A 24,330-nucleotide genomic window follows, 5' to 3' on the forward strand; every position below is an offset into this window, starting at 1 on the left:
ATAGTTTTAGCATAACTAATCTTGCAGAGAATTGTTGTTAATATGACTTTGAAATTGACGTAAAACATCGGGAAAAGTGGAAGTGTGTGAATCAGCCAGCATTTCTTTTGGAAAATAAAAACGCTGATCACCACTCAGGCGACCATTTAAGGCACTTACCAAAGGACTAACTTTTGATAGCTCACGTAAAGTGCCATCAGGCTGCATCAACTCAATGGGGGTCTGTGGTTTTTTCGATGTGGGATCATAAACATCGTATGGTAAGTCAAAACTGTTATTGACATCAGTATAAAATTGGGGATCAAAGCCAGCATCTTGGACTAATTGTTTCATATGAGACAATGAGGTGTGTTGTTGAGGATTGAAAGTAATGGATTTCAAGGGAATCCGATCCAAAAAATGGTGGACTAAGTTGCGCAAAATGGGATCATGATGGTCGCGCCATAAATTAAAATAAGTGTTTAATGCATCATCATCAAGGCGTAAATAATCTTGAACCTGAATATGATTTTCAAAAAAAGGAACTAATAAACTAGGCATTTGCGCATCGGTAAATTGCTGCTGTTCGTATAAATATTGTGCACGCTGTAAAGTTTTGCGCAGCACAATCTCTAATCCTCTAGACACTGGATGAAAATAAACTTGTTGATACATCTGAAACCGCGACACAATATAGTCTTCTACGGCGTGCATACCACCAATTTCAAATGCTAAACCATCTTGGTAAGGCCGAATCACCCGCATAATCCGCTTAAGATCAAAGGTGCCGTATTGTGTACCGGTAAAGTAAGCATCGCGCAGTAAATAATCCATCCGATCGGCGTCAATTTGACTAGAAATCATCTGTACCACTTGTTTATTGGGATAAGTTTTAGCAATCACGCTAGCTACCTGATTAGGAAAAGCTGGACTCACGCGTTGGAGAATTTGATTGACTTGGGTATCCGGTGAAGTAATAATGTGTTGAGTCCACTGTTCATGATTGGTATGAAAAATATGTTCAAAGGTATGCGAATAAGGACCATGACCAATATCATGCAGTAATGCTGCACATAGTGCCACCAAGCGCTCGTCATCGTCCCAAAGACCATCACCCGGTTTTTGCGTGGGATAATTGCGACTAAAATAATCACATAATTGGCGCGTAATCTCATAAACGCCAACACAATGCCCAAAACGTGAATGTTCTGCGCCATGGAAGGTAAATGAGGTGGTGCCTAACTGTTTAATCCGCCGTAAACGTTGGAATTCGGGCGTGTTGATTAAATCCAAAATAATTTGTTGATCAACATGAATGTAACTATGAACAGGATCACGTAAAACTTTTTCGCGTGGTAATAAACCGGTTGGCTTCATTTTGAATCCTCCATAATTGCTTGATTAAGATGCTGTTGCTGAATTAATTTTTGTTGCAAAAAACTGGTGTAATCCATTTGATGAGTTAGTTGGCGCTCAGTCAGTAATTGGCAGTTGGCGTGCTGTTTAATGACTTTAAGTATATGTTGCTTGAATTGAGCGATCGTGAGCTCATGTGAATCAAAAGCTGCCAGATTGGCCATGGAAGTCGGATCGACTGCCGGATAACGCGGATTTTTTTGATGATTGGCCAGTTGATAAAAATGTTGAAGCACTTCGCCACGTTGCTGTTGATTGCCTTGAATAGACAAATACGCCATAATTGCCACAGCATTTTGATTACGCCGTTGAGCAATTCCCGCAATTTTTTGATGATTGACCACTAAATCAAAGCTGCCGGGGCAATAAGAAGTTTTGACTTCATAATGATCTATCTTTAAATTCGTAAAACTGGCTTGAATTAATTTGAACATCAAAAAATAGGCTTGGTCAATACTCAAATTTGTAGCATCGGGTAATAATAAACTCAAGTTCATCACACCAGGATCACTGACCACCGCTAAGCCACCAGCGTTTCGAAGTAAGACTTGATAATTTTGAGCTTTCAGATATTGGATACCCTCACTCAAATGATCTAAGTGTTTATCACGCAGGCCTAAAATAACCGTCGGCGTAGTTTGCCAGAAGTGAATTAAAGGTTGGTTGTGACTTTGGCAATAATGTAATAAATAATCGATTTGAGGAAAAATCGTTAACAGTTGGTTCGAAGTCTGATATTTGACATCATAGAGTAAACAGTTTTTTTCTATCATAATATTCCTCACTTCTTCTGAAATGGATTATAATAAGTTTATTATAGAACATGTGAAAGGAGATTGGCATGGAACGTATGGCTCAAGATGTTCAAGTTCATTTAAAAACACAAGTTGTTCAAGCTGGTCAGGTGCATAATTATAAGGTGGATCAGGTTGGTCAAGCCGTGATTATGGGTGATAAAATTTATGTTCGATACATGGAGTCTCCCGAAAAGCAGGATAATGTTAAGGTGATCGTGAAAATTGCTTCCAATAATCAAATCACGATTAAACGTAAGACGCAAAATCAAATGACGACCAATATGATGTTTGATCAGGTGCATGATCAGGCTTTTGATTATATGACGGATTACGGGATGATTCCGCTCGTTTCGCATACGAATAATTTGCAAGTCTTAGTGGCGCAAGCCCCGATTTCTGGTCAAATTAAGCTGGATTATTCGCTCCATTCGGGTCGACAATTAGTTGGTAATTACAAGTTACAATTGCTTTTTAGTTGAGAAATCGTTAAAATTAAAAGTAGACTGTTGAAAGGACGTGTACGTCGTTGGCTTTAGAACTCAAACAATTCGATGGTGAAGACAAAAAAGATTTGTCCATGATCGAAGTAGCACACGCAATTTTAGAAGAAAAGGGTGATGTGTTGCCCTTTGCAGACATTGTAAACGAAATTCAACAATTCACAGAAAAAAGTGATCGTGAAATTCGGGAACGTTTGCCACAATTTTATACCGATCTGAACGATGATGGTAGTTTTATTTCATTAGGTGAAAATGTTTGGGGACTGCGTACTTGGTATCCTTACGATTCGATTGATGAAGAAGTTAATCATCCAGAAGATGCTGATAATGTCAAAGCTCCAACTTTAAAACGAGTTAATGCTTTCTTAGACGATGATGACGACGATGTTGTTGAATATGACGATGATACTGTTGATACCACTGAGGAAGAAGAAGACGCAGATACGCAAAGTACACCAGATTTATCACAATTTTCGCATCAAGATTTGAGTTTTGATGATGATGACGATGAATTGGTCGGTGACCCTGATGATGATTTGGAAGGCGGTATTGAAGGCAATTTGAGTGAATTTTCGGCCGATGATGACGAAGATGATGATGCTGAATAAACGCATCATGATTATTTGACATTGATACTAATTAAGATATAATAAGCTTTGGGCGCTTTATAGTGCGACGAAAGCTCTCTGTTCAGCTAATGAATAGGGAGCTTTTTTAATGTTACGATGTTTGTTCTCAATAAATTTGAAGGAGTAAAGTGAATGACCAAATATATCTTTGTAACGGGTGGCGTAGTTTCTTCGCTTGGAAAAGGAATTGTAGCTTCCTCTTTGGGGAGATTGTTGAAAAATCGGGGATTGAAAGTAACATTACAAAAATTTGACCCGTATATCAATATCGATCCCGGAACCATGAGTCCTTATCAACATGGTGAGGTCTTTGTCACAGATGATGGTGCTGAAACAGATTTAGACTTGGGTCATTACGAGCGTTTTATCGATAACGATTTAAACCAATATTCTAATGTTACAACGGGTAAAATTTATTCTGAAATTTTGCGTAAAGAGCGCAAGGGTGAATATAATGGGGCCACAGTGCAGGTAATTCCGCATATCACGGATATGATCAAAGAAAAAATTATGCGAGCAGCCACCACGACTGATTCTGATGTCATTATCACCGAAGTTGGCGGTACAGTTGGCGATATTGAATCGTTACCTTATTTGGAAGCTTTGCGCCAGATGAAGTCTGAGGTTGGTGCTGAGAATGTTGTTTATATTCATACTACTTTAGTTCCTTATTTGAAGGCAGCTGGAGAAATGAAAACTAAACCAACTCAACACAGCGTTAAAGAATTGCGGGGGTTAGGAATTCAGCCTAATATTTTAGTGGTGCGCACGGAAAAGCCAATTTCACAAGGAATGCGGGACAAGATTGCGTCATTTTGTGATGTGGCTCCGGAAGCTGTGGTTGAATCGTTAGATGTGCCGACTTTGTATTCAATTCCCTTGAATTTGCAAAAACAAAATATGGATCAGATTGTTTGCGATTATCTCCATTTGGATTTACCGCAGGCCGATATGCAGGTTTGGAAACGCCTAGAGCAACGCGTTTTAAATTTGCAGTATCAAACTAAAATTGCTTTGGTTGGTAAATATGTAGATCTGCAGGACGCTTATATTTCTGTGAACGAAGCTTTGCGCCACGCGGGTTATCAATATGATACCGAAATTGTGATTGAACGGATCAGTGCTGAAGAAATTAATGAAGATAATGTTGCTGACAAATTGGGCGATGTCGATGGTTTAATTGTCCCAGGCGGTTTTGGTTCCCGTGGTTTAGAAGGAATGATTGCGGCAATTAAATATGCGCGTGAAAATGATTTGCCATTTTTAGGCATTTGTCTAGGAATGCAGATGGCTAGTATCGAATATGCACGGAATGTTGCAGGCATTAGTGACGCAATTAGTGGTGAAGTAGATGCCGATGCACCACATAAGATTATTGATTTGATGGCTGATCAAAAAGATGTCGAAATTCGTGGCGGAACTTTGCGTCTAGGCTTATATCCATGCAAATTGACTCCGAATACTTTGGTTGCCAAGGCTTATGCGGGACAAAGTGTGATTCAAGAACGTCATCGTCATCGTTACGAATTTAATAATGAGTATCGTCAAACTTTGCAAGATCAAGGTTTAGTTTTGTCAGGAATTTCACCGGATAATCATTTAGTTGAAATTATTGAAGTACCGCAAAATAAATTCTTTGTGGGTGTGCAATATCACCCGGAATTTTTGTCACGACCTAATCGTCCGGAACCAATTTTTAAAGAATTTATCGGCGCAGCTAGTGGCTTGCCATCGCTTGATATTTAACAATATGGGTGTACTTTGCTTAAAGTTTATATTATTATTTTAAAATGGGTTTTATTTTAAATTATTTTCTAATTTGTTCGTTGAATTAAGCAGAAAAAACCCTTCATTTAGTAATAACTAACGAAGAAGGATTGAAAATTATGGCAAAAATGGTGATTCATGGGGGCAAAAGACTTTCCGGATCAGTGACAATTGGCGGCTCTAAGAACAGTACAGTAGCAATTATTCCCGCGACCATTTTGTCTGATACACCGGTCGTTTTAGATTCGGTTCCGCAAATTAAAGATGTCTATAATTTAATGGCCTTAATGGATGAGATGGGCGTTAAATCCGATTTTCAAGGTGAGATTCTGAAAATTGATCCGACGCAAATTTTTCCTATTTCATTATCACACAATAAAGTTACAAGTTTGCGGGCGTCTTACTATTTTATTGGTTCACTATTAGGTCGATTTGGTAAAGCTGTCGTTGGTTTTCCTGGTGGTGATGATATTGGTCCGCGACCGATTGATCAGCATATTAAGGGCTTTAAGGCTTTAGGCGCGACAATTACGGAAAAAGATAACTATATTGTGGTGGAAGCTCGCAATGGTTTGCACGGTGCGCGGATTTTTTTGGATATGGCGTCAGTCGGAGCAACCATCAATATTATTTTGGCAGCCGTCAAGGCTCAGGGCACAACGATCATTGAAAATGCTGCTAAAGAGCCGGAGATAATTGATTTGGCAACCTTTTTGAACAATATGGGGGCCAATATTCGTGGCGTCGGCACGCAGACAATTCGCATTACGGGTGTTGATTGTTTAAAGGCGACTAATTCTCATACGATTATTCCGGATCGTATTGAAGCGGGAACTTATTTATCTATTGCAGCTTCCAGTGGTAATGGTATTCTGATCAAAAATATTATTGCGGAACACTTGGATGCTTTCTTGGCAAAAGTTCAAGAATTGGGTGTGAATCTAGATGTGCGCGAGGATAGTATTTTTGTGTATCCCAACAGCCAATTGACGGGCGTTGAAATTAAGACTAGTCCTTATCCGGGATTCGCGACCGATTTGCAACAACCCTTAACGCCGTTGTTGTTGTTGGCAGATAGTCAAAGTACCATTATTGATACCCTTTATCCGAAGCGAACACGCCATATTCCCGAGTTAATTAAAATGGGAGCCAAAATTAAAGTTGTTGATAGCAAAATTGTGATTGAACACACTGATCATTTTAACGCAGCAGAAGTGACGGCTGAAGAGATTCGCGGTGGCGCCAGTTTAATGGTGACCGGTTTGATGGCTCCGGGCACCACAGTGATTAATCAAGCCGAAAATATTATGCGAGGTTATGATCGCGTCATTGACAAACTACGCTCTTTACAAGCTGATGTTTCTTATAGTGGTAGTGAGAAGTTTTAGTAAAGCAAGTTGCGTCACTGTTTAATTCGTGTTAACATATAGAATTGTTAACAATTTAATCTCTAGATCAGCAAATGATTTAGGGCAAGGAGTGTCCATTTATGAAGAAAAATATCCATCCAGATTATCATGAAGTAGTATTTATGGATTCTGCTACAGGTAAGAAATTCTTGGCAGGTTCAACTGTTAATTCTAATGAAACAACGGATTATGAAGGTAAAGAATATCCTTTGATTCGTGTTGAAATCACTTCCGATTCGCATCCTTTCTATACTGGTAAGCAAAAATTTACCCAAGCCGATGGTCGGATCGATCGTTTCAACAAGAAATATGGTTTATCAGAAAAATAATATTGGCAATTTTCGAAAAGACATCTCGCAAGAGATGTCTTTTTATTATGCAATTAAAAAAACCGTTATCTTCAGGATAACGGTTCAGTAATGATGGACTTATTGATTTTTGTGGGTCACGCGTTGCACAAAAACTAAATTGAATAATTCCAAAAAAGCAGTGGATAAGAAGACCATGCTGTAACCTAATAGTCCGGAAACTAATGATCCGAGCAACGGACCTAAGAAATTCCCCACATACATAAAACTTTGATTATAGCCAAAAATCCTGCCAGAAATCTCGTGTGGACTTTCTTTCGCCAAAATTGTTTGGACTTGGGGCAAGAGGGCGGCGTTAGAAATACCTACTAAGAAGCGTAAGATCATTAACTGCCAGACATTGGTGACAAAAGCTTGGGGAATATAAACAATTGTGGCAAAAATTAAGCCGGCAATTAAGACTTTTTTGGTCCCAATGCGATCACCTAAGGCGCCCAAACGAGAAGCCAACAAGGCCGATGGAATTCCTGGCATAGCCGTGACAAGCCCACTAATAAAAGCTACTTTACCTTGCCCATGCATCAATTGATGCACATATAAGCTAATAATGGGGTTAATCGAATTATTGGCTGTTTGGATGACCAAAGTGGTTATGCACATGCCAATAATGATTTTTGGTTCCGAAAGCTTATGATAAAGTTGTCCAAATGAAAGTTCCTTGCCTTTTTTGACCGGAACAAAATCTTCTTTGACAAAGAAGAGACATAAGAAAAAGGCACTTAATAATAAAATCCCCGTAATCAAAAACGGTAAGCGGTAACCAAACATCTGTGCAATAGCGCCACCCAGTAAGGGACCGAGTAAGTTCCCTGTGACTGTCCCAGTGGTTAGCGTTCCTAAAGCTTTACCAACTTGATGCGAGGGTGCCGTAGTGGCAATTAAGGTATTAGAATTACTGATATAACCAGAAAAAATTCCTTGTAAAGCCCTTAGAACCAGTAATTCATAGACATTCGTGACGATGGACATGCAGCCGATGACAATTGCCATGCCTAAAGATGCTCTCAAAATAATGAGTTTGCGTCCTTTACGATCCGCTAATTTACCCCACATGGGGGAGACTGCTGCCGAAACCAAAAAGGTGATGGAGTATGTAATTCCAGACCAAAAAGAAAGTTGCGTCGTGTTAAAATGGTGTAACGTGTTAATATATAAAGATAAAAACGGTACAACCATACTGAACCCGACTCCGGCAATAAAATTACCGAACGTCAGAATATACATGTTGCGTTGCCAATATTTATTTTCTACCATTATTTCACTTCCATTTACATGGAGATATTATAGCACTTCAAAAATTATTATTTAAAAATTATTTTCATTCGACAATGATAAGGAGTAGATTTATGCAAATGAATCTTAGTACAATTGCTCAAATTCTGCATCTCCAACAAACTTTTGTGACAGACGCAGTCGTTCAAGACGTGGTGTTTGATAGTCGCAAAGTCACGCCCAATTCTTTATTTGTACCATTAGTTGCTCAACGTGATGGTCATGATTTCGTACCTCAAGCCTTGGCTGCAGGGGCAGTGGCAACTTTGTGGCAAAGTGATCATCCCTTACCGGCAGGTCATCACGAGAATTATTTGGTGGTGGATGATCCGTTGAGTGCAATCCAAACTTTGAGTCAAGCTTATTTACACGAAGTTGCGCCTAAGGTGGTTGCCATCACAGGCAGCAATGGTAAAACGACCACCAAAGATATGATTGCCGCAGTTTTGTCCCAAAAATATCAAGTAGCTAAAACACCCACCAATTTTAATAATGAAATTGGCGTTCCGCTCACTATTCTCCAAATGGCACCAGATACGCAAATTTTGGTAGTTGAATTAGGCATGGATCGTCCCGGGCAGCTCACAAAGTTGTCAGCACTCGTGCAACCAGACATTGCCGTGATCACCATGATTGGGGAAGCTCATATTGAATTCTTCGGGACACGAGCCAAAATTGCGGATGCTAAAATGGAAATTGTTTCCTCATTAAAACCAAGTGGTTTATTCATTTATAACGGCTCAGAACCACTTTTGGTTCAACGAGCTGCTGCGGTGACACAAAAACAGGCTACTTTTGGACGGGCGTCAACCTTAGATATTTATCCATCAACTATTCAAACTTACCAAACATATACCACCTTTAGAATAAATCTGGTACCGGAGTTTGAGTTTCGGTTGCCATTGATGGGTGATTATAATGTAGATAATGCATTAGCTGCCATTTTGGTAGGAAAACAATTTCAAGTGGATTTCCAGAAAATTCAAGAAGCATTGGCACATTTCCAACCCACGAAAAATCGGACGCAATGGTTACAAGCTCAAAATGGTGCGCAAATTTTGAGTGATGTGTATAATGCTAATCCAACAGCAATGATTGATGTAATTCAGAATTTTCAAAAAATTCTAACGACAGGGCGCCGGATTCTGGTTTTAGGTGATATGTTGGAATTAGGTGAGCAGGCTCCTCAATTACATGCTGAAGTAGCTCAAGCGATTGATTTACAGGCAATTGCTCAAGTTTATTTATACGGCTCTGAAATGCGAGCTTTGCGGGATGCTTTGCCGAGTCAGTTGTCAGTACAATGGTACTCACGAGATCAAAAAGTAAAATTGATCCAAGATTTGCAAGAAATATTACAACCACAGGATTTGATTTTGTTAAAAGCCAGCAACGGTTTGCACTTAGATGAAGTTGTGCAAGCTTTACAAAAAAGCAATTGATGAACAATTAAAAATGCGACTCGTGCTAAAATAAAAGTTTAAAGATCTTTATCTTCCATACAAAACGTGGTAAACTGGTTAGCTAGTGAAAGTTTCTGAAAAATATAATCTGAATTACAAGACAGTTCAATTTTTAATTTTAGCCCCTGTTTTGTGATCGACTTTCACAATTCTAGGAGGACAATTTTTGAAATTTAGTGAACTTAATTTAGATCAAGATATATTGGCAGCAGTCACCGAGGCAGGCTTTGAAGAAGCGACACCGATTCAAGCACAGACGATTCCGTTAGTTTTGTCGGGTGTTGATGTCATTGGTCAAGCGCAAACAGGAACAGGTAAGACTGCGTCCTTTGGTTTGCCATTGTTACAAACGGTAGATACTCATGATTCACATGTGCAAGCCTTGGTTATTTCACCAACTAGAGAATTAGCTGTGCAAACGCAAGAAGAATTGCATCGCTTGGGTCGGCATCGTCATGTCGCTGTGCAAGCTGTGTATGGTGGTTCTGATATTCGGCGGCAAATTCAATCTTTGCGTAATCATCCCCAAATTGTGGTAGGAACGCCTGGTCGGGTTTTGGACCATATTAAACGACACACGTTGAAGTTAGATCAAGTCCAGACCGTGGTGTTAGACGAAGCTGACGAAATGTTGGACATGGGCTTTGTCGAAGATATTGAAAGCATCTTGAAAAATGTGCAAGCTGAACATCAAACTTTATTGTATTCAGCTACGATGCCGCGGCCAATTATGAATATTGCCGAGAAATTCATGAAAGATCCGAAGATTGTTCAGATTAAGTCTAAGGAATTAACCGCTGATAATATTGAACAATACGTTGTGCGGTCCAAAGAATTTGAAAAATTCAATACAATGACGCGGTTGTTTGATGTTCAAAAACCTGAATTAGCAGTCATTTTTGGTCGAACCAAGCGGCGCGTTGATGAAATTACGCGTGGACTAAAAGCACGTGGATATAACGCTGAAGGCATTCACGGAGATTTATCGCAACAAAAACGGATGAGTGTTTTGAAGCAGTTTAAAGCGGGCAAACTTGAATATTTGGTGGCAACTGATGTGGCAGCGCGTGGCTTAGATATTTCTGGTGTCAGTCACGTTTATAATTATGATATTCCTCAAGATCCAGATAGTTATGTGCATCGAATTGGCCGGACAGGTCGTGCAGGACATTCTGGGGTATCAGTGACATTTGTTTCGCCAAACGAAATGAGTTATTTACGCGGGATTGAGCAATTAACTAAAGTGCGGATGATGCCTTTGAAGCCACCGACCAATGAACAAGCATTGGCGGGTCAATTAGAAGATGCCAGTGCACAAATTGCCCATGATTTGAAGAGTCAACATTTGACTAAATTTGAAGTGGCAGCGCAAGAATTGATTGAACAATATGATGCCACAGAATTGGTCGAATTATTATTGAAAAGTTTGACAAAAGATCCTGAAGCTATTCCTGTGAAAATTACTCCGGAACGCCCATTACCAAATCGGCGCGGTCGTAATAATTCACGTGGTGGTGATCGGCGTTCGCATGGTCGTTATCGTGGCGGAAATAGTAATGATCGCCGCCGTGGCAACAACGATCATCGTTCCCGTCGTAACAACAATGGTCATCATGATTCTAATAATCATGGCGGTGGTAATCGCAAACGGAATTTTACGGTGCGGACTAACAAATAAACGATAAAATTTCTTGATCGTAAAGGAGTTGCTGATGATTCAGGGTTTGGGCGTTGACTTAGCGGAAATAGAACGGATTTGGGCTACTTATCAAAAACGCCCTCGTTTTTTAACGAAAGTTTTAACGCCTAGTGAACAAGCGGTTTTCCAATCTTATCAAGGACAAAGACAAAAAGAATTCTTAGCGGGACGTTTTTCGGCAAAAGAGGCTTTTAGTAAAGCCTTGGGCACTGGGATCGGCCCGATTAGTTTTCAAGATGTGTCGATTCTGAATCTTGACCATGGCAAACCTTATGTTCAACAGCAAGTTTATGCAGGAAATGTGTTGATTTCTATTTCGCATACCCAGTTGTATGTCATGACGGAAGTTATTTTGGAAGGGGGAAGCCCTAGTGCAGCCTTCAATTCATCGTCCAACAGTCATTCAAATTGATCGTGACGCTTTGCGGAATAATTATTTGCAGGCCCGTCAACTGGCGGGTTCTGAAAAAAGAATATTTGCGGTAGTCAAAGCTGATGCGTACCATCACGGTGCCGTCGTTGTTGCGCAAATCTTGCATGAACTGCAGGTGGATGGCTTTTGTGTGGCCACTATTGATGAAGCTTTAGAATTGCGGACGGCGGGAATCACCGAGCAGATTTTGGTGTTAGGCTTGATTCCGGTGCAACAAGCACCGTTAGCAGCACAAAATGATATTTCAGTGGCTGTTGGTGATTTAACTTGGTTGCAAACTGCGGCTTTTACCGTGCGGTCACCGTTGAAAGTGCATTTAGCATTAGATACGGGCATGGGACGTATTGGTTTTCGCGAGAAATCCGCCTTGGTTGAAGCTTGTCAGTTTTTAAAAACACAGCCACAATTAATTCCTGAAGGAATCTTTACGCATTTTGCAACGGCGGATGAACTTAGTGATGATTATTTCCAACAGCAATTAGCGCAGTTTGAGTTTTTAATTCAAGATTTACCGATTACATTTGAAAATGTGCATTGTGCTAATTCGGCAACTTCCTTATGGCATCGGCAAGCACCGGGAAATTTAATTCGGCTGGGAATTGGGTTGTATGGTTTGAATCCAGCGGGGTCGCATTCAAAGCAGTTACCGTATTCGTTACAACCAGCGCTTAGTCTCACCAGTCAAATTGTGGCAATTAAACAATTACCGGCAGGACAAAGTATCAGTTACGGTGCAACGTATACAACTGAGCAACCAGAAATTATTGCGACGGTGCCACTGGGTTATGCAGATGGTTGGCAAAGACGAATGACTGGTAGTAAGGTGTTAGTAGACGGTCATTTATGTCCAATTGTAGGACGGATTTGTATGGATCAGCTCATGATTAAAGTACCGAAATTTTATCCGTTAGGAACGCTTGTGACATTTATTGGTCAGCAAAATCAGCAAACTTTGAGTGCAGATGTTGCTGCTGATTATGGTCAAACCATTAATTACGAAATTTTGTGTAATTTATCTGACCGAATCCCGCGAAAATATATTAATTAATTGATGACTTTGTGTTATATTTAATTAAAATTATCCGAGGGGGAGATTGGATATGGCTGGCTTTTCAAAAAACTTTTCTTTACAATTGGACTCAGATCTTATTGATCGTTTGATGCAATACAGTAATGAAAATGCTTGTGACACTAGTTATGTAGTGGATGAAGCACTTTTTAGCTTCTTTCAACGTGAGGATAGGATGGTAAGTCAATTGATGGATGGTTATGTGAATATGGCAGATATTAATGAAGAAATCAGCAATGCTTTTTCAGTTTGTGAGCAGGAAGTAGATAGGCAAGTTTAGTGGGAATTACAATTAAACGGGGCGATGTATTCTTTGCGGATCTCTCTCCGGTTGTTGGTTCAGAACAAGGTGGCATGCGACCCGTTTTAGTGGTCCAAAATAACGTTGGTAATAAATACAGTCCGACAATCATTATCGTGGCCATCACGGGACGAATTGATAAGCCAAAGATGCCAACGCATGTCGGCATTACCCGTAAAGATGGTTTTAGTAAAGATTCGGTTATTTTAACTGAGCAAATCAGAACAATTGATAAACAACGTTTGAAAGAAAAAGTTACAACTTTATCCGCACAAAAAATGCTACTAGTGGATAAAGCGTTACGTGTGAGCGTTCATGTGTAAGCAAAAAGCATCCAGATTCTGATGGGATGCTTTTTTGGTGTTTTTAAATAAGGTTAAATTCGGTATAATACAACCATGGAAAATAATCGTCGAACTATTCGCAAGAAGCATCAACGACAATTTAAAATTGGTGTTACAATTTTAGTTTTATTAGTAACTGTCTGGGGCTTGTGGTTTTATTTTGTGAAGTCAGACGACGGCTTACGCAATCCCTTGACTTATCATCGGCAAGTGGAGTTGACCGTTCCCTATGAGAATCAATTAAAGGATCAGCCAGCCCTCAAAAATGGTTGTGAAGTCACTTCATTGGCGATGTTGTTGCGCTATTATGGTTATAATGTGAATAAAAATGTGTTAGCGAAAAAAATTGATTGTGTGCCGTTTAATGTTGATCGGCATCATCATGGTGATCCGCATGATGGTTTTGTAGGCAATATGACGTCGGGTTATGCGGCAATGGGCGCTTATGTGGAACCCGTCAGCAAGTTGTGTAAGCAGATCGTTGGTTCAGATTATACAGTTCATAGTGGTGAGAAGTTGGAATTAAAAGATTTAGAACGTTTGATTCATCATGGACATCCAGTTTGGATTTTAGCCACGCTAGACTTTCAACCAGTGACGAAAAAAGACTTAATCAATTGGAAGACGCCTAATGGGATAATTACGGTGACGCCATTAATTCATTCAGTCGTGGTGACGGGGATTAATCAAAAGGATTTTTACGTGAATGATCCCTTGAAGAAGGCTAATCGCAAGGTACCGATTGCCAAACTAGCGAAGTCGTTTGCGGGCTTGCGGTCACAATATCTGTATTTAATGCCAAAATAAAGGGGCTATTGTCGAACGAAATCGACGACAGTCCTTTTTTGGTACAGTGGATGTTAATTCTTAGTATAGTAAAGATCAATTGTGGAGACGTTTGGGGTAGCACTTGTCACCGGAACACTGTCCACTAATGGTTGACTAGCTGTATAACCAGTAATAGTCGGTGTTACATATTCGTCAAAATTGCCCGTGCTCCAAGTATTATAAACCGTCTCATTGGTGACTTGATCAACATACAAATTCCGCTTGAGAACGGCAACTTGCTTAATTGACTTCACGGCGCTACTGGGATAATGAACGTTAATAACCCTTAATTTGGTCTGTTTTTGAGAAGTTGGATCAATTTGATGTGCCACATGGGCCTGAACAACTTGTTGACCCGAAGCGTCAATCGTAATCGTGGCTTGCGGTTGATCAATCAATTCATAGCCCTGAGGTGCTTAGTAATTAAGCGCTAAAGTTTGTCCCGTGTAACCCCGTTAGTTGTTGCGTACCGACTTCCTTACCCGCTTCATCTAGATATTGAATCGTGACTGTTTGTTCAATCGGTGTGTAGTAAATGTCAATTGTTTGATCTTGATTAAAATCACTAATGACGGCTGCTGGAACTTGCGTTTGGGAAGCTGTGTATCCCGCAAATTTAGGAATTTGATAACTGGCAAACTGATCATCTGACCAATCCCCAAAAGTGGCATTGCCATTATTATCGTAATGTACTGTGCGTTCTACTTTGCCGGTTTGGGTTTCGGTGTGCACTTGTCCGTCAGGTTGATGTACGTTAATGGTTCGGGTGATAGCTTTAACTTCTTGGTCATCTAATAATTGACCGGTGTCCCATTCATAAACGGTAACTTGGTCGCGTCCGGTTAAATTTTCCAGTTCATCAAGTGAATAATGTCCGCCTTTTTGATAGCCACTGACGGCGACCAAGTCATTTGAAATAGCTTTTTTATTGGTGCCGAGAATGGTTCTACCGATATGTCCATTGTGGAGCTGATCTAGACCGCCCAAGTTAACATCGTTTTTTAGTATTAGACGATTTAAGTTGAAAGTTCCGTTTAACTCTACTCCCTTACCAATCAAGTTACTTAAATTAAGACTGGTTAAACCACAACCATCCAATATCGCGAATGGATCTTCTTGTAAACCAGAAAGATTGAAATTGTTAAGATCTAATTCTTTTAGACTGATACAGTCCATAAACATTGCTGTAACATCAGCCACGTTAGCTGTATTAAAGCTACTAACATTAACATTTTGTAGATTTTTACACCCCTGAAACATGAATAACATGTCAGTGACATTAGACGTATCCAAACTACTTAAATCTAAACTGGTTAATGTAGACCCGTCAAACATTTCTGACATGTCGGTTACTTTGGATGTATCTAAATTTTCTAATCCTATAATCTGTTTTAAATTATACAAATTTGCAAATAATAATGATGAATCTTCATTAGCAACAACACCTTGATCTAAGACAATTTTAGTAATCTTTGTAACGTGATAGTCGTTTGTTATACCCTTAAATTCGTTTCCGTCAATTCCCCCACTCCCCAACGTTCCTGCATGGAAAGTCAGTACATAATCATCACCATCTTGAGTGTAATCCCACTTGCTGGTGCCCCAAGTGCCTTGTGCCAAGGGGACTTCGTAGCTGATGCATCATTAGCATCAGACACTGTGGTGGTATCGGTGGTATTAATATCGTTATTAATGTTAACGTTATCATTAGAAGCTACATTATCAGTCGTGTTACTACTTTCGTTAACAATATTAGTTTGAGATGTCGTTGTATCATTGTTTGGCGCCACAGCAGGCACAGTCTGATCATTCATATCATGATTGTTAACCGCTTCCAAATTGGTATCAACTATTGGATTCGTGACTGGCGTAGCTGAAGTAGGGTCCGGCGTTTGCACCTGTGTAGTAGCCACGTCATTCGCCTCATTATTATTATCAGCATTCACAGCTTGTTGGCTCAACACGATGCCACAGACTAACCCTAAAAAGTACCCATAGTGCGAATTGTCAATTTTTTGTGATTCATTGTCATCTTTACTCCTTATCCCTTATCTTGTGTAAACAATAACGATCATTTACAAATTTGATTGTAAAGTTTTAATTAATAATACACAAGCCTAATTTTTAAGGAATAATATTTAACGATAGGATGGGATAATAATCTGCTTTTAGATTTAACCAAAATAAATTCTAATGACCAAATCTATGGATTAATATTTAATAATAGAGATTATTTTATGTGAATATAACAAAAAAATATTTAGGCAATTCTTTCTATTTCATTAATATAGCCTAATAATTATAAATTTTACTAAATAAAAATCAAAATGCAATAAAATATTTTTTTAATTATACTTGAAATTTGCTTTGGAAATAGTGATTTAGGATGCATATAACATATGGTATAAAAAATTATAGATATTTAACATTGTTTGATAACTTTGATTCCAGATGATATAATTAGCATCGTGCTTAATTTAATTTGCAATCTGATACTGTTGTTTTTATTAAAATAATTCGAAGGTCTCGAGAGATATTGAATAATTATAAATACTTACTTAAAATTTTAAAATTGTTTCTATTGTTTGTGACAGCCTATTTGTTGTTAATTTCGCATTGTCAGTTGGTGCGGGCAGCACATAGTAAAAATCTGAATTTGACGACTAATAACCTCATAGTTGACTCTGCCTTGCATTCACCGCAAACGCAAACTCAAGATAATACCAAAAATTTTGATTATTTGACGCAACCATCGCCCATGGTCGACAATATTGCAAGAGAGGCTACTGCTCATCCAGGATTGTATATGTATGATAATTATGCAAATCTGAATGGACAATTTTACTGGGCCGATTCTGACGCTCAAGCTAGTGTTGCTGACGGTAAAAATTATTTCACTGTTGATAATGATCCTGACGCTAAAGATAATCAAGATGATTTCAACTATTTAATCAAGAATGGTGAAAATTTGGGATCTAGTGCTACATATACGGCCTACGTTAGTACGGCTCAAGGATTCTTGGAAGCTGTTTATGATGAAGATAGTCCTGATGCTAAAAATGACAATGTTTCGCATATCAGTAAAATAGTAATTAAAAATGATTTAGATTTATCAAAGGATTACTGTGACTATACTGGTTATCGTGGCTTAACTTTTGAATGGAACTATACTAGACATTTTAAAATGGATATTGAGGGGAATAATCATTCAATAGAGTTTGCAGATTGTAGTATTGCTTTAATTTCTAATGGAAGCAGTACTAACAAAGATTCTACTTTTTCAGTAAGTGACGCCGGTGCAATATGTAGCACCCTCTATAAGGAAGATTGGACTTTGAAGGATTTACACGCCTATGATCAAAGTTACTGGGGACCAATCGCTGCTAATAATGGAGTAGCTGATAATGCGCAAAAAGCTGATGAAGGTAAAGATAATAATTATATCCAACGCCACGGAGGGTTTACTCGAATTACCTATGATAACTTTACTGATGTAGGTGCGCAAACACATAATGGTTATAGTTCTAAAGCTAATAGTGATATTGTTATAAAAGATAGAGTCGATTTATCTTCAGTTAAAAGTTATAAATATAATGGCAAAGTATATGAGAGTCAAGATAAAAATCAACAGATTTTTGAAGCCTCCAATATCACTTTTTCTAAGGGGTGTCTTTTCACTGGTTATACGTATGATGCTAGTGGGATTACACTAAGTGGTTCTACAACACATTCTGAGGATCCTAGTCGTGCTCATGAACACAATGTCGTCAAACTAGAAGATGGAGCAAAAGTTTATCTCTTTCCACACGGAGATGCCAGTGCAGAAAATAGTGGTGATTCTCCAAATATTAATATGCCATATGCAATTACATCTATTGGTAATAATTCTAAGATTGAGCTGCACGGTAATTCGGAATTATACATGATCTCTAATGATGCTCCCCCCAAAGGTCAGTACTATACTAGTAGTGATCCACTACGCAATAATCATTCATTGGCTGGTGGATTGTATGTTGGTGGAAAGTGTGATGTTGAATATCACAAAGATAGCACTGGTTCACCCATTCTACGTGTTCAAAGTAACGATGATAGTACAATGGATTATAATAATCCACAAAATAATGTTATGGACGATGATGGCAACTTTCCGGCGGGTCGTGAGACGAATAGTAATGCTGCAGGTGATGCTAATGTTCAAGAAAGCTCTTATAGTAATGCTATGGGTGATGCTCACAGTAACTATGGTCAATATATTTCACCTGATACTAATTCGACAGGCGCAACTTTAGCCAGTAAACCGCTTGTTTATTTAGGTGGTGCTGGTAGTAGCGCTAATTTAGATAACGGGACTTTTAGTGTTCAAACACACAATCTCCATGACTTTGGAACTGGTAATAGTTCAAATAGTATAGGATTATCGGCTGGTCGCGGTCAGGTAATGGATATTGCTTCAGGGATGAAAGTTACCATCAATAAAGATGGAATATTCAATTTAAAGAATACTGGTGCTTCGAATACTGGTGGTGCGATTATTCTGTTATATGCGGATAATGGTATGGATTTGAATATTTATAATCCTGAAAAAATTAACTTGGATTTGGGAACGAATAACAATCCTAATAGTGATATTGTTTATGTTAATGGTGGTTCAGCAACTAGTCCAGGTGGGAGTGTTAACGTGTTTAATAGTACCTTTAGTGCTAGTGGTAATTCTAGCGCAATTAGTGGACCTAGTGGTTCTTTAGGAACTGGTAATAATGACGATGTTACATTGGATAATGTGCCGATTCAAAAATTAGAAGTTCCCTTTGCCTACTGGGCAATTATGGGTAATCTGCTTCAAGATGGTACGAAAGATGTTTATGCTTCCAAAGATAATTTAGCAAAATTGAATATAGGTTTAGCCGCAATGAACGGTAAGGAATTCCATCAAATTACTTTCGGTAAATTGGATAGTCCTTTGATTAATAACGCAACTGATGATGTGATTCCTGCTCACAGTATGGATATTAAGGGCACGATTAGTCACTACGATAATGATACAGCCTTTACGCCGGCCACTCCATTGTTGCATTTGAGTTTGGTGCGGCAAGATGGCTCCACTTATGATTTGGGCACTGTTAACAATTCTCAACAATCTTACTGGGGTTACACAGATAGTAGTAATAATGCAATCACTAAACCCGTTTCTCCCGGTATTTTAGGTGTGGGTGAAGATGGTAAGCAAAATGGTTTAGTTAGTTCGGACCGTACTGGTGATGTTGTTTTAACTGCACCGCTCTACTTGAATGATGGTGTCGATGATGCAGATCATCCTGATGATCAAGATGTTAAAATTACACAGACTGCTTCTGATCCTAAAAGTTCTGTTTTTGATTATACGATTGACTTTGCCAATGCTTTGAAGAAATATAATGAGTTTGCCGAGAAGCCTGACAGTGGTAAGACGCCGATTAATGATTTGAAATCGAGTGATAAGTTGATGGTTAGTGCTGTTACTAATTATCAAGAGACGCCATTGCAAACAGTCAATGTGACCAATCTGTTTTTGAGCACAGGGGACAGCAAGGATGTTCTCTTAGGTGATGAGGTGGCCGTACCGCTGAGTTATTACGATGGTGATCCTAATGCTAAGAAGCTACACTTGAATGGGACTGTTATTGGTGATGGTACTTCTAAGACGGTTACTACTGGTGATGATCCATTGAATATTACACATCCAGCTGATAAAAAGGATGTGCCAACAACTTGGAATATTGCTGATGTTACGGATAAGGTGGGGCAACATACTTTGAGCTTTGATGGTAAAGATGATATTGATCCCGCCAATCCGTATCCGACTAGTGGTCAATTGACTTATGATTATAATGTTTTGCCATTTCCTAAGTATCAGGGAACCAAAAAATTAAGTCATTTAAATGAGCAAACTTATACTGATGGTGATCAGACCATTCATACTGCTAGTGCTGGTAATAATAAGTTGGTCACCACGTTTAAGCCTGTTGGACACCATGATTTAGCCGAAGTTAAATTGTCGTTACATCAACCAACATCAGGGGCAATTACTACGAGTTCCGCATATCAAATTACTGCTAGTTATCCTGATACAACAGATTCCACGAAGACGGTTACCAAAACGATAACTGAACCGATGGCGACTAATGACGGTGTATATACATTAACTGCCAATGATTTTGGTTTTGGCGTGGCTGATTTTCCAGTAGATACTACTTTTACGATTCAACAAGATGTCAATGTTACGGGCGATATTCAAAGTTTATTTAGTAGTGCGGCGGATACCTTGTCGACGATAGATAGTGATGGAGCTGAACATGTATTGGCGACGACGAACGCTCCTAAGAACTGGATTACGAATCATGATGTAGAATTGTTTGTGCCTCAAAAATTGAACTATACAGCCAAATTATTTGATAAAAAGAAAGATTTTTATCCCGATGATAGCGAGGATAAACCTGAAGTAGAGTTGAAAAATAATTTTACAGGTGACGAGAATATTACTTTAATTGCTAAATATGAAGGTGAATCAACGGATGATAAAGTGGGACCTTTATTGATGTATGGTAGTTGTGATAATGCACAATCCTTAGAGGATGATGTTACAATTGATAAATGTTCTTTAGCTGGTAGTACAAGCAAAAAAATCAATCTCAAACCAAGCTCGCCAACTGAGACGACAGGATTATTTATTCAAGTACCTGATGATGGAAGTCATAAGTTAAATAATAAGACGACTTATAAGGGCAAGGTGACTTGGTCTCTGAGTAATTCTATAAGTTAAAAAGCTTGTCTTATCACTATAATAACAATAAAAAATCTCCAAGATTAATTGAAATCTTGGAGATTTTATTTGTGAACATAGATTGCTCAATTGGTAAATAAGTTGTTTTATCTGGAAAATGAAAAAAAAACTAGGTAATCGGTTTTGAGGTGCGCTAACGTGTCTTGGGCCGCTTTGGTAGCGATTAAGATTTTTGAGTGATCATAGATCATAATCTTGCAGAACATCGCCAATAACTTCTTCTGAGCGACCATTGCTATAGACAGAAGCCGTGTCTAATAACTTGATGTCATCATCTATAGCTTGTCGAACAGATTGTGACCTCCGACTTTGTTGCTTCCCAATCCTATAGTGACTGCAGGCACTTTAGGATTGGACATAAAAAGACCTCCTCTTATGTATTAATTTTTGCCATAAGAGAAGGTTGCGACAAGTAGTTTAAATTTTAGGTAATTCGTCTAAAATACTGCCTTTTTGGAGATCATCAATTTCGGCAACGCGATAGTTGTTCGCTTCTAAATTGTCAACGATATGTTGTAATTTGGCTGGACTAATGCCCGCTTTTAAGGTGAAGAGATTCCGCCGAACGAGTGCGGTTTTACGGGCATCTAAAGTTAAGCAACCGGCGATATTGGCTTCTCGACTGATAATACCAGCCATTTCGGCTAATTCACCACTTTGGCCTGAGGAAATCACGGTCAGGACATAACTGCCGGTGTTGATATTCCAAGCTTCTGATAACATATTAAGCAACTTGGTATGCGTTAAAATGCCATAAAAACGGTGTTCTTCATCTAAAACGGCGATATAAGGCAAGTCCTTAATATTAAAGAAAACTTTAAAAAAGGGTGAATTAATCGGAATTGTCTTTGTCGCATTTTTAAGCAGATAAGTGACTGGCAAACTCATGTCACCACCACGCGATTTATGGCGATAAATGTGCATTTTATAGATATTACCACGAAAAATGGTACCTGTTTCGTCTAAAATGGGCACACAACGAAAGCCAGTATCTTCCAGAATTTGTAAAGCTTCTTCTAAATTGACTGATTCTTGAACGGTAGTAAGGAATTGCTTTTTTAAAACAAGTGATTTTATTAACATTTCCAGTCTCCCTGACTAATCTTGGGCAGCAAAGTAGGCTGTCGGCACTAAAGCAACAAAAAGTGGGATAATGCCGAACCATAAACTTTCTAGTAAAATGCCTAAACCGACGCTTGCCAAACACAAAATCATAATTATAATCATTAAATTTTTCAATTTCTTCCTCCAGCTATTCAATTGTTAATAAGTCAATTGTAAAGCCATTTGTAAAGTTTGACAAATAAACTTGATTAAATTAAGAAAAATATTAAAAAATTGCAATAAAAAAGGCCAAGCTTTTGCTTGGCCTTTTTAGAAGATGCTTGCTTATTTAATGCCTGTAGCTTTAAAGCCATCCGTAGCTACTTTTCTCAATTGTGCAGCAGAGGATTGCATCTTTTCTTTTTCACTGGCAGATAATGGAATTTCCAGAACTGAGACCACACCGTTGCGGTTGACCACTGTCGGTGAACTAATATATAGATCATTGACACCGTATTGACCGTCCATGTGAACGGATAATGGTAAGACCGTATTTTCGTCGCGCAACAAAGCTTGGCAAATACGAGCTAAAGCAGTCCCCACACCGTAGAAAGTAGCACCTTTGGTATTAATAATGTCATAAGCCGCGTTGACAACGGTGTCGTTTAATTCCGCCAACCGTTGATCTGTTAATTCTGGGTGGGTAGCGTTCAATTCTGCAATGCTCAAGCCACCAACGGTTGTATGAGACCAAGCAGCGAATTCGCTGTCGCCGTGTTCGCCTAAAATATAACCATGCACGGAACGTGGATCGACATTCAATTCTTGACCCACAAATTTACGTAAGCGTGCAGTATCTAAGGAAGTACCGGAACCAATTACACGTTCTTTAGGGAAACCGGATAATTTCCATGTACCATAAGTTAAAATATCAACTGGATTAGCAGCAACTAAGAAAATACCATTGAATCCTGAGTCAACAATTGGATTCACGATGGTCTTTAAAATATTCAAATTTTTGTTAACTAAATCTAAACGTGTTTCACCGGGCTTTTGAGGAGCGCCGGCTGTAATTACAACAATATCTGCATCTTTAGCATCACTATATTCTGCTGAATAGAGCTTTGTTGGCGAACTATACGGTGTGGCATCAGCAATATCTAAAGCGTCACCCTTTGTTTTGTCTTTAGCAATATCGGTGATCCCAATTTCGTTGGCAATACCATTCAAAACCATGGCGTAAGCAAAAGTGGACCCAACTGCGCCGTCACCGACTAACAATACTTTGGTATGATTCTTGTTTGTAATACTTGTCATTATACTAGCCTCTCCATTTGTTAAATTAATTACATCACTAAGTTTACCACTTCATTCTTAGAACTGAAAGAGGAATTGTGTATTTTCACACAATTAATGAAAATTAAATCGAACTAATTTACAAAAACATTAACCAATAATAAGGAAACATTCTATCTCATGCACGGTAAGTAATGTTATAATCAAACAGCACGTTTAAGAATCAAAGCTTTGCGTAATTTGGAGTAAAGCTTCCAACTGAGAAACACGATATTTGTTGATTTGCAGTGATGAAAGGCTTTTAAAAAGACGATTTAAGGTGAAAAAATGAAAGCAATTTTTGGTTTAGGCAATCCGGGACGTGAATACGATCAGACTAAGCATAATATGGGGTTTATGACGATTGATGCCCTAGCAGATACTTATCAAGTTGAATTGAACAAGAGTGAATTTTCGGCAATTGATACTCATTTTAAATTAGCAGGTGAAACGATTTATTTAGTCAAACCGCTAACTTTTATGAATAGTTCAGGCAACGCGGTGAAGCAATTGATGAGTTATTATCAAATTCGTCCCGAAGAAATTTTGGTCATTCAAGATGATTTGGACTTGCCGATTGGTAAGATTCGGTTGCGAGAAAAGGGTTCCGCCGGCGGTCATAATGGGATCAAGAGTATTATTGCGGCAACGGGAACCCAAGACTTTAAACGTGTCAAAATTGGCATTGGCCATCCAGATCGTGCACAAGTGGTGAATTGGGTGTTAACTCCTTTTCAAAAAGCAGAACAGGCCAACGCTCAAGCTGGCATTGGTTTAGCCGCCCAAGCAATCCAAAAATGGTTAGAAACTGATAATTTCAGCCAAGTGATGAATGATTTTAACTAAAGGAGCGAGAA

Annotated in this window: 23 protein-coding genes and 1 pseudogene; 14 read left to right on the plus strand and 10 right to left on the minus strand. The window is 38.8% G+C overall.

The window, feature by feature from the left end; translation table 11 throughout:
* Positions 1 to 15: 15 nt before the first annotated feature.
* Both MOO45_RS01045 and MOO45_RS01050 read right to left on the minus strand, forming a co-directional pair.
* Positions 16 to 1,356 carry an HD domain-containing protein gene (locus MOO45_RS01045; protein WP_249514580.1) on the minus strand — a complete coding sequence of 447 codons (1,341 nt, stop codon included), beginning with the start codon at positions 1,354 to 1,356 and terminating at the stop codon, positions 16 to 18.
* Positions 1,353 to 2,168, minus strand: a complete 816-nt coding sequence (locus MOO45_RS01050; RefSeq protein ID WP_249514581.1) for a lipoate--protein ligase family protein — start codon at positions 2,166 to 2,168, stop codon at positions 1,353 to 1,355. Before MOO45_RS01050 ends, MOO45_RS01045 begins: the two co-directional genes overlap by 4 nt.
* Positions 2,169 to 2,236: 68 nt before the next feature.
* Between MOO45_RS01050 and MOO45_RS01055 the strand changes: the two genes are divergently transcribed.
* From MOO45_RS01055 to MOO45_RS01075, 5 genes are all read left to right on the plus strand, one after another.
* Positions 2,237 to 2,671, plus strand: a complete 435-nt coding sequence (locus tag MOO45_RS01055; RefSeq protein WP_249514582.1) for a DUF1934 domain-containing protein — start codon at positions 2,237 to 2,239, stop codon at positions 2,669 to 2,671.
* Positions 2,672 to 2,769: 98 nt separating this feature from the next.
* Positions 2,770 to 3,300 (plus strand): DNA-directed RNA polymerase subunit delta, encoded by a 531-nt coding sequence (gene rpoE, locus MOO45_RS01060; RefSeq protein ID WP_249515117.1) that lies wholly within the window; start codon positions 2,770 to 2,772, stop codon positions 3,298 to 3,300.
* Between the two features lie 153 nt (positions 3,301 to 3,453).
* Positions 3,454 to 5,067: a CTP synthase gene (locus MOO45_RS01065; protein ID WP_249514583.1), complete on the plus strand. Its 1,614-nt coding sequence runs from the start codon at positions 3,454 to 3,456 to the stop codon at positions 5,065 to 5,067.
* Positions 5,068 to 5,207: 140 nt separating this feature from the next.
* Complete coding sequence (locus MOO45_RS01070; RefSeq protein ID WP_249514584.1) at positions 5,208 to 6,476, plus strand: UDP-N-acetylglucosamine 1-carboxyvinyltransferase; 1,269 nt, start codon at positions 5,208 to 5,210, stop codon at positions 6,474 to 6,476.
* A 101-nt stretch (positions 6,477 to 6,577) separates the two neighbouring features.
* Positions 6,578 to 6,826 carry a type B 50S ribosomal protein L31 gene (locus MOO45_RS01075; RefSeq protein ID WP_249514585.1) on the plus strand — a complete coding sequence of 83 codons (249 nt, stop codon included), beginning with the start codon at positions 6,578 to 6,580 and terminating at the stop codon, positions 6,824 to 6,826.
* A 99-nt stretch (positions 6,827 to 6,925) separates the two neighbouring features.
* Here MOO45_RS01075 and MOO45_RS01080 read toward each other — a convergent pair whose 3' ends face one another.
* On the minus strand, positions 6,926 to 8,119 hold the full coding sequence (locus MOO45_RS01080) for an MFS transporter (protein WP_249514586.1): 1,194 nt from the start codon (positions 8,117 to 8,119) through the stop codon (positions 6,926 to 6,928).
* 92 nt (positions 8,120 to 8,211) lie between these two features.
* Between MOO45_RS01080 and MOO45_RS01085 the strand changes: the two genes are divergently transcribed.
* From MOO45_RS01085 to MOO45_RS01115, 7 genes are all read left to right on the plus strand, one after another.
* Positions 8,212 to 9,579: a UDP-N-acetylmuramoyl-tripeptide--D-alanyl-D-alanine ligase gene (locus MOO45_RS01085; protein WP_249514587.1), complete on the plus strand. Its 1,368-nt coding sequence runs from the start codon at positions 8,212 to 8,214 to the stop codon at positions 9,577 to 9,579.
* Positions 9,580 to 9,766: 187 nt separating this feature from the next.
* Positions 9,767 to 11,278, plus strand: coding sequence for a DEAD/DEAH box helicase (locus MOO45_RS01090; RefSeq protein WP_249514588.1), 1,512 nt, complete (start codon positions 9,767 to 9,769; stop codon positions 11,276 to 11,278).
* 34 nt (positions 11,279 to 11,312) lie between these two features.
* Positions 11,313 to 11,711 (plus strand): holo-ACP synthase, encoded by a 399-nt coding sequence (gene acpS / locus MOO45_RS01095; protein WP_249514589.1) that lies wholly within the window; start codon positions 11,313 to 11,315, stop codon positions 11,709 to 11,711.
* Entirely contained in the window at positions 11,671 to 12,780 is a 1,110-nt protein-coding gene (gene alr / locus MOO45_RS01100; RefSeq protein ID WP_249514590.1) for an alanine racemase, read from the plus strand. The genes acpS and alr overlap by 41 nt, the downstream gene beginning before the upstream one ends.
* A gap of 52 nt (positions 12,781 to 12,832) precedes the next feature.
* Positions 12,833 to 13,081 (plus strand): ribbon-helix-helix domain-containing protein, encoded by a 249-nt coding sequence (locus MOO45_RS01105; protein WP_249514591.1) that lies wholly within the window; start codon positions 12,833 to 12,835, stop codon positions 13,079 to 13,081.
* On the plus strand, positions 13,081 to 13,425 hold the full coding sequence (locus MOO45_RS01110) for a type II toxin-antitoxin system PemK/MazF family toxin (RefSeq protein WP_317619041.1): 345 nt from the start codon (positions 13,081 to 13,083) through the stop codon (positions 13,423 to 13,425). The genes MOO45_RS01105 and MOO45_RS01110 overlap by 1 nt, the downstream gene beginning before the upstream one ends.
* Positions 13,426 to 13,500: 75 nt before the next feature.
* Positions 13,501 to 14,253, plus strand: coding sequence for a C39 family peptidase (locus MOO45_RS01115; protein WP_249514592.1), 753 nt, complete (start codon positions 13,501 to 13,503; stop codon positions 14,251 to 14,253).
* 53 nt (positions 14,254 to 14,306) lie between these two features.
* On the opposite strand, the gene MOO45_RS01120 is transcribed toward MOO45_RS01115, so the two are convergent.
* Genes MOO45_RS01120 through MOO45_RS01130 form a run of 3 tightly spaced genes read right to left on the minus strand, consistent with a single transcriptional unit; the run spans position 14,307 to position 16,235 of the window.
* Entirely contained in the window at positions 14,307 to 14,672 is a 366-nt protein-coding gene (locus MOO45_RS01120) for a mucin-binding protein (protein ID WP_249514593.1), read from the minus strand.
* 25 nt (positions 14,673 to 14,697) lie between these two features.
* Positions 14,698 to 15,894, minus strand: a complete 1,197-nt coding sequence (locus MOO45_RS01125; RefSeq protein ID WP_249514594.1) for a BspA family leucine-rich repeat surface protein — start codon at positions 15,892 to 15,894, stop codon at positions 14,698 to 14,700.
* Positions 15,828 to 16,235 (minus strand): hypothetical protein, encoded by a 408-nt coding sequence (locus MOO45_RS01130; RefSeq protein ID WP_249514595.1) that lies wholly within the window; start codon positions 16,233 to 16,235, stop codon positions 15,828 to 15,830. Before MOO45_RS01130 ends, MOO45_RS01125 begins: the two co-directional genes overlap by 67 nt.
* 575 nt (positions 16,236 to 16,810) lie before the next feature.
* Here MOO45_RS01130 and MOO45_RS01135 point away from each other — a divergent pair.
* Positions 16,811 to 21,073, plus strand: coding sequence for a pectate lyase-like adhesive domain-containing protein (locus MOO45_RS01135; protein WP_249514596.1), 4,263 nt, complete (start codon positions 16,811 to 16,813; stop codon positions 21,071 to 21,073).
* A 100-nt stretch (positions 21,074 to 21,173) separates the two neighbouring features.
* Here MOO45_RS01135 and MOO45_RS01140 read toward each other — a convergent pair.
* The 4 genes and pseudogenes from MOO45_RS01140 to MOO45_RS01155 all read right to left on the minus strand — a co-directional run.
* Positions 21,174 to 21,453: pseudogene (locus MOO45_RS01140) on the minus strand (aldo/keto reductase); the annotation flags it as partial.
* A 58-nt stretch (positions 21,454 to 21,511) separates the two neighbouring features.
* Positions 21,512 to 22,177, minus strand: a complete 666-nt coding sequence (gene cbpA / locus MOO45_RS01145; protein ID WP_249514597.1) for a cyclic di-AMP binding protein CbpA — start codon at positions 22,175 to 22,177, stop codon at positions 21,512 to 21,514.
* A gap of 15 nt (positions 22,178 to 22,192) precedes the next feature.
* Complete coding sequence (locus MOO45_RS01150) at positions 22,193 to 22,333, minus strand: hypothetical protein (protein WP_249514598.1); 141 nt, start codon at positions 22,331 to 22,333, stop codon at positions 22,193 to 22,195.
* A gap of 150 nt (positions 22,334 to 22,483) precedes the next feature.
* Positions 22,484 to 23,455, minus strand: a complete 972-nt coding sequence (locus MOO45_RS01155) for an L-lactate dehydrogenase (protein WP_249514599.1) — start codon at positions 23,453 to 23,455, stop codon at positions 22,484 to 22,486.
* 306 nt (positions 23,456 to 23,761) lie between these two features.
* Between MOO45_RS01155 and pth the strand changes: the two genes are divergently transcribed.
* Positions 23,762 to 24,319, plus strand: coding sequence for an aminoacyl-tRNA hydrolase (gene pth, locus MOO45_RS01160; protein ID WP_249514600.1), 558 nt, complete (start codon positions 23,762 to 23,764; stop codon positions 24,317 to 24,319).
* Positions 24,320 to 24,330: the final 11 nt, after the last annotated feature.

Source organism: Bombilactobacillus folatiphilus, from assembly GCF_023380265.1.
In the GTDB taxonomy this organism is placed as follows: Bacteria; Bacillota; Bacilli; order Lactobacillales; family Lactobacillaceae; genus Bombilactobacillus; species Bombilactobacillus folatiphilus.

Bases quoted from the DNA above. Each gene is read 5' to 3' on its own strand.
- MOO45_RS01045 (WP_249514580.1), bottom strand. From the start codon at position 1,356: ATGAAGCCAACCGGTTTATTACCACGCGAAAAAGTTTTACGTGATCCT.
- MOO45_RS01050 (WP_249514581.1), bottom strand. From the start codon at position 2,168: ATGATAGAAAAAAACTGTTTACTCTATGATGTCAAATATCAGACTTCG.
- MOO45_RS01055 (WP_249514582.1), top strand. From the start codon at position 2,237: ATGGAACGTATGGCTCAAGATGTTCAAGTTCATTTAAAAACACAAGTT.
- rpoE (WP_249515117.1), top strand. From the start codon at position 2,770: ATGATCGAAGTAGCACACGCAATTTTAGAAGAAAAGGGTGATGTGTTG.
- MOO45_RS01065 (WP_249514583.1), top strand. From the start codon at position 3,454: ATGACCAAATATATCTTTGTAACGGGTGGCGTAGTTTCTTCGCTTGGA.
- MOO45_RS01070 (WP_249514584.1), top strand. From the start codon at position 5,208: ATGGCAAAAATGGTGATTCATGGGGGCAAAAGACTTTCCGGATCAGTG.
- MOO45_RS01075 (WP_249514585.1), top strand. From the start codon at position 6,578: ATGAAGAAAAATATCCATCCAGATTATCATGAAGTAGTATTTATGGAT.
- MOO45_RS01080 (WP_249514586.1), bottom strand. From the start codon at position 8,119: ATGGTAGAAAATAAATATTGGCAACGCAACATGTATATTCTGACGTTC.
- MOO45_RS01085 (WP_249514587.1), top strand. From the start codon at position 8,212: ATGCAAATGAATCTTAGTACAATTGCTCAAATTCTGCATCTCCAACAA.
- acpS (WP_249514589.1), top strand. From the start codon at position 11,313: ATGATTCAGGGTTTGGGCGTTGACTTAGCGGAAATAGAACGGATTTGG.
- MOO45_RS01105 (WP_249514591.1), top strand. From the start codon at position 12,833: ATGGCTGGCTTTTCAAAAAACTTTTCTTTACAATTGGACTCAGATCTT.
- MOO45_RS01115 (WP_249514592.1), top strand. From the start codon at position 13,501: ATGGAAAATAATCGTCGAACTATTCGCAAGAAGCATCAACGACAATTT.
- cbpA (WP_249514597.1), bottom strand. From the start codon at position 22,177: ATGTTAATAAAATCACTTGTTTTAAAAAAGCAATTCCTTACTACCGTT.
- MOO45_RS01155 (WP_249514599.1), bottom strand. From the start codon at position 23,455: ATGACAAGTATTACAAACAAGAATCATACCAAAGTATTGTTAGTCGGT.
- pth (WP_249514600.1), top strand. From the start codon at position 23,762: ATGAAAGCAATTTTTGGTTTAGGCAATCCGGGACGTGAATACGATCAG.